Source organism: Alishewanella jeotgali KCTC 22429 (genome assembly GCF_000245735.1).
GTDB lineage: Bacteria > Pseudomonadota > Gammaproteobacteria > Enterobacterales > Alteromonadaceae > Alishewanella > Alishewanella jeotgali.
Genome location: NZ_AHTH01000009.1, coordinates 123,994 through 132,530, shown reverse-complemented (window position 1 = coordinate 132,530; position 8,537 = coordinate 123,994). Strand labels below are relative to the sequence as shown.

Genomic DNA, 8,537 nt, shown 5'->3' with positions numbered 1-8,537 from the left:
TGGAATGGTATAAATACCTGCTGACAGACTTCTTCACTGGCATCTAAATCTTTCACGATCGCCAGTGCAATACTGCTAATACCATTTTGGCAGCGCTGTACCAGGCGGCTAAAGGCCTGCATATCGCCGGCGATGGCAGCGCTAACATCGGGTTGTAACTGTTGTTCCAGGATAATTAACATAATCAGCTTACTCCTGTAACGCCGAACGCAGCGTGCTGATAAACCACTCTGGCTCATCCAGTATCATAAAATGGCGGCTAGTAGTATTCATCAGCAGGGTGCCATTAGCAATGCCGGCAATTTGCTGCTGATAAACCCGCAAACCTGGCATAGTAAGTTGGTGAGTGAAAACTGGGACGCGCCTATCGTACTCACCACTATGGTGCAGTTTTTGGAAACCTTGCTAAGTGGTGGTACCCGTGGTGTCAGGCGGTTACATCAACTGGCCAATAGTGTGATTGTGTTTGATGAGATCCAAACCCTGCCAATTAACTGCATTCATTTATTTAATAACTCGCTTAATTTTCTGGCAGCGCATTGTAAAACAACAGCGGTGCTTTGCACCGCAACACAACCGTTGTTACATCAGGTCCCAAATGAACATAAAGGAAGGCTTCACCTGCCTGCAGGCAATGAACTTATGCCTGATATAGGCGAGTTGTTTCAGCAGCTAAAACGGGTAGAGATCCTGGACAAAACAACGGTCGCGGGCTGGTCTTTAGAAGAAATAACTGCTCTGGCGCTTGAGCAAATGCAGTTAAAGACAAGCAGTCCTTATTTAGGCGAGCTCTGCTCAATCTTATCAAGGCTCACCCGCTGAAAGACAGCGTGGCAGGAAAAAGACAACGAGCCTATTGGGATGATAAATTTAGGGCAGAAATATTGTTTGGTTGATTTTCAAACAAAGTATGTTCCCGCCCTGTTCGATGGCTGTCATTTTATCTTGTATACACAACTTTATCTTGTATACACAACTTGATCTTGCAATCCTTTTGCAACTCAGTATATTGATATGATTCGTTTACTAAAGGATGACCTGCTTAAGTTATGCAACGCGCTATCGTTTGGTTCATTATGACAACGCTTCTGTTGTTACCGTTTTCCGGTAACGGCAGCGTCGTGATGGACCATGATAACATGAGCGCAGCGCAAGTCGTCATGCCAAAGAATGCAAGTGATCAAGACCATTGCGAACAAATGGCTGCGCGACTTGCAGAAGTACGCGCCCATTATGCGGCGGCAGCCAATGATCTGGCTGCGCCAGAAGATTGTTGCGATGAAGCACTGGATTGCGCGAGTTTTTGCGGTACCGATTGTGGCCATTGCGCCATGAGCGGTCATGGTTGTAGCGCCGCGTTGACCGCCTTTTCTTGGCTCCAAGCTCCACATTTTGCTTCAGCAATGAACGCAACACCCTCGTTCTACACGCTTCTTAACGGACAACCCACTCCGCCACCTATTATTGCCTGAATCTATCGACTTATTGGGTCGTGATTTTCGCTTTGCTGCGAAGCACGACGACTTAGATAGCTTTTCAGGAGTTTTTTATGCGGTTTCACTCTGCATTTGCACAGACCAAGCGCTGTTTTAGATTTGCTTCGCTATGCGCTTTAGCATTTCTTGTCAGTGGCTGTGCGAGTTATCAGCCAGATTACGATGCGATCTACGCCTCCTCGACCACTGAAAATCGGGCGCGTGCATGGGTTGTTCCTGTAGACGCCGATATGCGCGCGCTCATTCAGCAAGCTCAGTCTTATCATCCTGCGGTTCAAGCGGCCTTAGCCGATGTAGAGAGCGCAAGGGCTGAATTAATTAGCGCAGGTGCGTTCATGGACCCCGAGTTTACCTTGACCCAAGGGTTGAATGATACCGGTTACCGAACCCTAGGTCTTAGCCAAGAGATCCCTGTATTCAATCGCCGCAGTATGGCTATCGAACAGGGCAAAGCTACATTACGCGCGGCCAAAGCGCAATTAGCACAAGCACAAGCTGATGTGGCAGCGAATGTCGTTGCAGCTTTTAGCGAGTATCTCTATGTGCGAGACAGTGTGGCATTACAGCGGGAGTTGGTCGTAATTCAAGAGCATTTTGTCGCTGTGGTTGAGCAACAATATGCTGCCGGAAGTGCGGCGATGAGCGATTTACTACGAGCACAAAACGCCCTCGATGAGGCACGCAGTGAGTTAGATAATCTGCAAGCGGCACAAACGTCACAGCAGGCTCGCCTAAATGGTGCTCTAGGACGTGATGCACGTGCTGCCTTACCTGACCACTTTGACCTTGAGCAAACCCATGCCGAATTTGCCGCCTTGCCGGCGGAAATCAGCGATTTATACCAACTGGTGCAAGAGCAAAACGCTGGGCTACGCGCCACGCAATACGAGCTGGAAGCCTTGCAAGTAGCTCGTGATGTGGCAGGCACAGCGGGCTTGCCGCGCCTGATGGTAGGTATGGAGTATATGGATACAGATATGGGCGACGGTACGACCGCCGGTATGGTATCTGTTTCGCTGCCTATTTGGCGGAATAATTATCGCGCGCAACGCGCTGCTGCCGATGCAAATTTTCAAGGTGGCTTAGCACGCCTTGAAGCTGCACGTCTGGATGCTCAAGCGGCACTTAGCATTGCGTTATTTGAATGGCGTGAGGCGGAACGTAATCGCGCATTGTACGGAGATGTGCTTGTGCAGCGCGCCGAACAAGCCTTGGCTTCCGTGCTTGCTAAATACACTAACAATAATGCGACCTACGCCGATGTTGTGACAAGCCAACAAGAGTGGCTTGGTTTCTCGCTTGCGTACCGTCGCGCGCTAGCTAACCAGCTATCGGCCCTTGCAACTATTCAGGCACTGATCGTGCCCGTGCACGAGGTGGACTAAATTTATGAAAAAACTTACAACTGTTCAATGGGTTGCTACAGGCTTTGTAGTGATCACTGCAGGCACACTGGCGTTGGGTTTGGCAATGCAGACACCGGGTCACCAACATGCTGGCCATGCCGATCATGCGGCCCATGCAAATCATGAAGATCATACAGGTCATGACCATGACCTTGCTGCCGCGTTTTCCGCTGAAACACAGGAATACACCTGTTCTATGCACCCTACATTTCGCAGTACGGACCCAAATGACCGCTGTCCGATTTGTGGTATGGAGCTGATACCGGTCAGTGGCGGTCGTGGTGGAGAAGGCCCAACCGAAATCGAATTCTCTGGACGCGCTTTAGCGTTGCTTGGTGTGCAAACTGAGCCGGTTCGGCGTGGTGATGCAGAACAGGTCATCCGTTTAAGTGGGCAACTAGAGTTTGATGAGCGCGCCTTAACCAGCATCAGTGCGTGGACCGGTGGGCGGATTGAGCGTCTTTATGTCAATTATACCGGCGCCTATGTTGAAGCAGGTGCACGTCTTGTGGAGCTCTACAGCCCCGAATTGTTTGTTGCCCAGCAAGAGCTTTTGCAGGCGACCCGGCAAGCCAATCAAGATGCACCAGCGTTCTTGCGCGATTCCCAGGCGACCACCTTACGCGCTGCAAGAGAGCGTTTGCGCTTATTGGGCTTATCGAACGAGCAGATCGATGCCGTCATCACACGCGGTGAAGCACGTGATCGCATTACCATCCATGCTCCTACGGCTGGTTTAGTGGTCACCCGTAATGTGAGTCAAGGTGATTATGTCAACACCGGTGATGTCATTGTTGAACTCGCAGACGAGCAACGCATGTGGGCATTGTTCGAAGTATTTGAGCGAGATTTAGGTGCGATACAGGTAGGCCAGTATCTGGAGTTTTCTGTGCAAGGCCAGCGTGAAATGTTGCATGGCGAAGTGATCTCAATTGCTCCGCGGATTGACCCAGAGCGACGCACGCGCACGGTACGTGTGGCTTTAGAGGCTGGTGAGCAGGCGCTCAGTGCGGGAGGCTTTACCCGAGCCGAGGTACACATTACTCAGTCAGACAAATTAACCATACCTACTTCGGCAGCGCTCCTTACAGGGCGTCGAGCAGTGGTCTATGTTGCCCTCGGTGAAGGACGTTTTGCACCACGGACAGTGGAATTAGGGCAACGCTTTGGCGACCGTCTTGAAGTTATAGATGGGCTTGAAGAAGGCGACACTATTGTTAGCCGAGGTGCGTTCCGGATTGATAGTGAATTGCAGTTACAAGGTCGTCCGAGCATGATGTCGCCCGAGGGTGAGCACGCTGGTGGGCACGGTCATGGTCATGATGCACATGCGCAACACAATGATCACGGGGTGCATGAGATGGCAGCCATGGACGAGCTCGCGGTGACTGGTGATTTCTCGCAAGTTGATTTATCCGCGGTTACGGATGCTTATATGGGCATGTGGGAGGCCTTGCATTCCGATGACTTATCGGCATGGCAGAGCAGTGCGAAAATCTTCTTCGCAGCGCTTGATGCGACGCAGTGGCCAACCGCGAGTGAGGCTGTATACGAGCTATTGGCGACCGGAAAGGGCCATGCGCATCACGTAGGAAATATCAACACCGCACGTGATCAATTCTTCGCCCATTCTCAAGGCATGATCGCGCTCGCTGAAGCCGGGGTGTTACCTAACACCATCTATTTGATGTATTGCCCTATGGCACGTCGCGGTCAAGGCGCGCATTGGTTGCAACCAAATTCAGGACTATTGAACCCGTATTTTGGTGCCACCATGTTGCGCTGCGGAGACGAATTGGAGCGGTTTGAGGGGCAATCGTCATGATCCGTTGGGTGCTTGAAAATAAGTTAATCGTCGCCCTGCTCAGTGTGGTGATTGTTGTTGCGGGCTTGATTGTCTCGCCATTCCCGTCAGACAGTTCATTGCCGCGTTCACCTGTGGCAGTGGATGCTATCCCCAATATCGGTGAAAACCAGCAAATCGTATACACCGATTGGCCGGGCCGCTCGCCGCAGGATGTCGAAGACCAAGTGAGCTATCCATTATCCGTACAGCTCATGGGCGTGCCTGGGGTGAAAGACGTGCGCACCTTGTCGATGTTTGGCTTTTCGACCATTTCGATTATTTTTCATGATGATATCGAATTCTACTGGTCGCGTGCGCGGATTCTCGAAAAACTCTCGAGTCTGCCTGCCGGAACTTTACCCGAGGGTGTGCAGCCGGCGCTAGGGCCAGATGCAACCGGTTTAGGGCAGGTGTTCCTGTACACATTAGAGGGACGAGACCCGCAGGGAGAGCCGATCGGTGGTTGGGATTTGGATGAATTACGTTCAATCCAAGATTGGTTTGTGCGTTACGGATTACTTGCCGCCGAAGGCATTAGCGAAGTCGCGTCCGTCGGTGGTTTTGTGCGCGAATATCAGATTGATGTCGATCCAGATGCGCTGCGTTACTACGATGTCAGTCTTGAACAAGTCATGACTGCAGTTGCCGAGGCTAATCTCGACATAGGCGCACGTACTACCGAGATTAATCAAGTCGAGTACATCGTACGTGGTGTTGGCTTTATTCGAACCCTGGCGAACATTGAGCAAGCTGTGGTTCGTTTAGGTACCGACAACATTCCTATTCGAGTTGCCGATGTGGCAACAGTGGGGCTGGGGCCAGCAGAGCGTCGCGGTGCGCTGGATGTAGCGGGCGCTGAAGCGGTCGGTGGAATTGTGACTGTGCGAGAGGGCTTTAACCCACTCGCTGCGATTGAGAACACCAAGCAACGCTTGGACGAAATCGCCCCTTCGTTGCCTGCGCGCGCCGTCATTGATTGGTCGCAAGTCGGGCCAGCCGAGGTGCAAGGCTTCGCCCAAGCACAAGGTTTGCCGAATTATACCAGCGGTACCCTGCGCTTCGACGATCACGCACAACAAGCTTGGACCACCTGGTTACAACAACATCCACAGGACCGCTGGCCAGAGTGGCTGAATTTAAGCCAAGTCACTGTGGTCCCTTTCTATGACCGCTCTAACCTGATCATGGAGACTTTAGGGACCTTAAGCGATGCGTTAACGCAACAGTTGCTGATTACCGCTGCTGTCGTGTTGCTGATGTTGCTGCATGTGCGCGCGGCACTAACCGTCGCGGCCATGTTGCCGCTAGCCGTGTTGTTGACCTTTATTGGTATGCGCTTACTTGGTGTAGAAGCAAACATCGTGGCGTTGGCAGGAATCGCGATCGCGATAGGGACCATTGTGGATATGGGCATTATCGTAACCGATAATGTGCTGCGTAGACGTCAACAAGGGCTCGATGAAAGTATCCAGCAAACCATTTTAAGAAGCACCAAAGAGGTGGGGCCAGCAGTCACCACCGCGATCGCCACCACGGTGATCAGCTTCTTACCTGTGTTCACCATGACAGGAGCCGAAGGCAAGCTGTTTGCACCCCTTGCCTATACCAAAACCTTGGTGTTAATCGCGGCGATTGTTTTGGCGCTAGTGCTGATTCCAGTGCTTTTACGCATCTTATTGAGCGATAGGCTGCGTGGCGTAGACCAGTGGCTGGCGCAACGGCAAAGTGCTTACCGTGTTGTGTACGGGTTGCTTTCTTTGAGCGTGCTAGTCTTCTTGGCCAACCTTTGGGAACCGCTCGGGCCTCAAGCTGGAGGCTTACGCAATCTGCTCTTTGTGATCCTGATGTTCGCCTTCGTCGTCGGTTCTTTCACGCTGATCATTCGCTTCTATGAGCCCATGCTACGTTGGTGCTTGCGTTTCAAAGCAATCTTCCTTGCCGTGCCAGCGCTCGTGATTGCCGCAGGCTTGGCTATTGTTCCGGGGCTTGGTCGAGAGTTCATGCCGTCGCTGGATGAAGGGGCATTTCTTCTGATGCCAACCACGATGCCACACGCCTCTATTGGCGAGGCATTGGATGTTCTGTCGTTGCAAGACCAAGCGATCGCCGCTATTCCAGAAGTGGACACCGTGGTGGGTAAGATAGGGCGAGCAGACACTGCATTAGACCCCGCACCTGTTTCGATGATCGAAACCGTGATCACCTATAAAAGTGAGTTTAAGACGGACGCGCAAGGTCGACGTCTAAACTTCCGGGTCGATCGTAACGGAGATTTTGTGCGCGATCGGCAAGGCCAGCTGATCGAAGACCGACGCGGACGTCCATACCGTCAATGGCGCGACCATATTCAGTCACCCCGTGATATCTGGGATGAAATCGTGCTTGCTGCCGACGTCCCGGGGGTTACTTCAGCACCTCGTTTACAACCGATTGAAACACGTCAGCTTATGTTACAAACAGGGATGCGTGCGGCGATGGGCGTTAAAGTTCAAGGCCCTGATCTGGCAACCCTAGAACAGGCTGCCTTGGATATCGAGCAAGCATTGCGCAATGCGGCAGGCGTAAATCATAACTCGGTGAGCGCTGAACGCGTCGTGGGTAGCCCATACCTTGAGGTGCTGCTCGACCGTGAACGTATCGCACGTTATGGGTTGAGTGTTAGCGCGGTGCAAAACACTATTGCGGCGGCGATCGGAGGGGTAGAGGTAACCACCACCGTCGAGGGGCGCGAGCGCTATCCAGTGCGTGTGCGCTATCAGCGTGAATTACGCGATGATCCGGATGCGATGGCCTCTATCTTGGTGACTGCGGCGAATGGTGCGCAAATTCCATTAAGTGAGTTGGCCACCATCGAATTTGCACGTGGTCCGCAAATGATACGTTCCGAGAACACCTTCTTAACCGCTTATGTGACCTTCGGTGCGGCGGCTGGCTTTGGTGATGTGGACGCCGTCGAGACGGCAAGAGCCCACCTGGAGCAAGCACGCGCGTCTGGTGAATTACGATTACCCACAGGTGTAAGTTATACCTTTGCTGGCAGTTATCAACAGCAGCAAAGTGCGATGGAAACCCTGCAAATTGTGATTCCACTGTCGCTTACCTTGATCTTTATTTTGCTGTACATGCAGTTTAAGCGGGTGAGCACCGCGTTGATGGTGTTTTCGGGTATTGCAGTCGCCTGGGCGGGTGGCTTCATCATGCTCTATCTCTATGGTCAAAGCTGGTTTGCCAATTTCACCATCCCCGGCGTTACGCAAGGCGTGCCCTTGCGTGAGATCTTCCAATTCCAAGTAACGCACCTAAGCGTAGCGGTGTGGGTTGGATTCTTGGCTCTGTTTGGAATTGCAGTGGATGACGGCGTGGTCATGGCTACTTACCTTAAACAACGCTTTGAAGAAGGGGTAAGTGATAGCGTGGAAGCCATTCGCAATCGCGTGGTCGAGGCAGGGTTACAGCGTGTTCGGCCCTGCATGATGACCAGTGCCACAACTATTTTAGCGCTATTTCCGGTGCTGACGGCGACTGGCCGAGGCGCAGACTTAATGATCCCCATGGCCATTCCAACGGTCGGCGGTTTGACTTTCGTCGTGCTGAGTATGTTTGTGGTGCCGGTGTTGTACAGCTGGCGCGAGGAATGGCGTCTGCGGTAGTGCATGCGCGCTCTTTCTTGGCGACAAAAACGCCAAGAAGAGCGCGTTTTATTAAATTATTTGGATTTCAAAAATAAATTTTAATTCTAAAAAGCAATATAAGTATTCAGTACAACTAAGTGAAAGGAGAGTTCGACAT

General features: G+C 52.0%; 6 protein-coding genes. 5 read left to right on the top strand and 1 reads right to left on the bottom strand.

Annotated features, from left to right (window positions below; genetic code table 11):
* Positions 1-182, bottom strand: a 182-nt coding sequence (locus tag AJE_RS04795; RefSeq protein ID WP_008949903.1) for an RNA polymerase sigma factor, incomplete at its 3' end; no start/stop codon positions are given.
* A 70-nt stretch (positions 183-252) separates the two neighbouring features.
* On the opposite strand from AJE_RS04795, the gene AJE_RS04790 reads away from it, so the two are divergent.
* The 5 genes from AJE_RS04790 (at position 253) to AJE_RS04775 (ending at position 8,398) form a co-directional block, all read left to right on the top strand.
* A complete protein-coding gene (locus AJE_RS04790; RefSeq protein ID WP_008949902.1) occupies positions 253-822 on the top strand; it encodes a DEAD/DEAH box helicase family protein in 570 nt (189 codons plus the stop codon).
* A gap of 227 nt (positions 823-1,049) precedes the next feature.
* Positions 1,050-1,472 carry a hypothetical protein gene (locus tag AJE_RS18370; protein ID WP_138984195.1) on the top strand — a complete coding sequence of 141 codons (423 nt, stop codon included), beginning with the start codon at positions 1,050-1,052 and terminating at the stop codon, positions 1,470-1,472.
* Between the two features lie 77 nt (positions 1,473-1,549).
* A complete protein-coding gene (locus tag AJE_RS04785) occupies positions 1,550-2,881 on the top strand; it encodes a TolC family protein (RefSeq protein ID WP_008949901.1) in 1,332 nt (443 codons plus the stop codon).
* 4 nt (positions 2,882-2,885) lie between these two features.
* Positions 2,886-4,727 (top strand): efflux RND transporter periplasmic adaptor subunit, encoded by a 1,842-nt coding sequence (locus AJE_RS04780; RefSeq protein WP_008949900.1) that lies wholly within the window; start codon positions 2,886-2,888, stop codon positions 4,725-4,727.
* A complete protein-coding gene (locus AJE_RS04775; protein WP_008949899.1) occupies positions 4,724-8,398 on the top strand; it encodes an efflux RND transporter permease subunit in 3,675 nt (1,224 codons plus the stop codon). Before AJE_RS04780 ends, AJE_RS04775 begins: the two co-directional genes overlap by 4 nt.
* Positions 8,399-8,537: the final 139 nt, after the last annotated feature.

What these genes read in the sequence shown, in the direction of transcription:
- AJE_RS04780 (WP_008949900.1), top strand. Translation starts at nt 2,886, where the DNA reads ATGAAAAAACTTACAACTGTTCAATGGGTTGCTACAGGCTTTGTAGTG.
- AJE_RS04790 (WP_008949902.1), top strand. Translation starts at nt 253, where the DNA reads ATGGCGGCTAGTAGTATTCATCAGCAGGGTGCCATTAGCAATGCCGGC.
- AJE_RS04775 (WP_008949899.1), top strand. Translation starts at nt 4,724, where the DNA reads ATGATCCGTTGGGTGCTTGAAAATAAGTTAATCGTCGCCCTGCTCAGT.
- AJE_RS18370 (WP_138984195.1), top strand. Translation starts at nt 1,050, where the DNA reads ATGCAACGCGCTATCGTTTGGTTCATTATGACAACGCTTCTGTTGTTA.
- AJE_RS04785 (WP_008949901.1), top strand. Translation starts at nt 1,550, where the DNA reads ATGCGGTTTCACTCTGCATTTGCACAGACCAAGCGCTGTTTTAGATTT.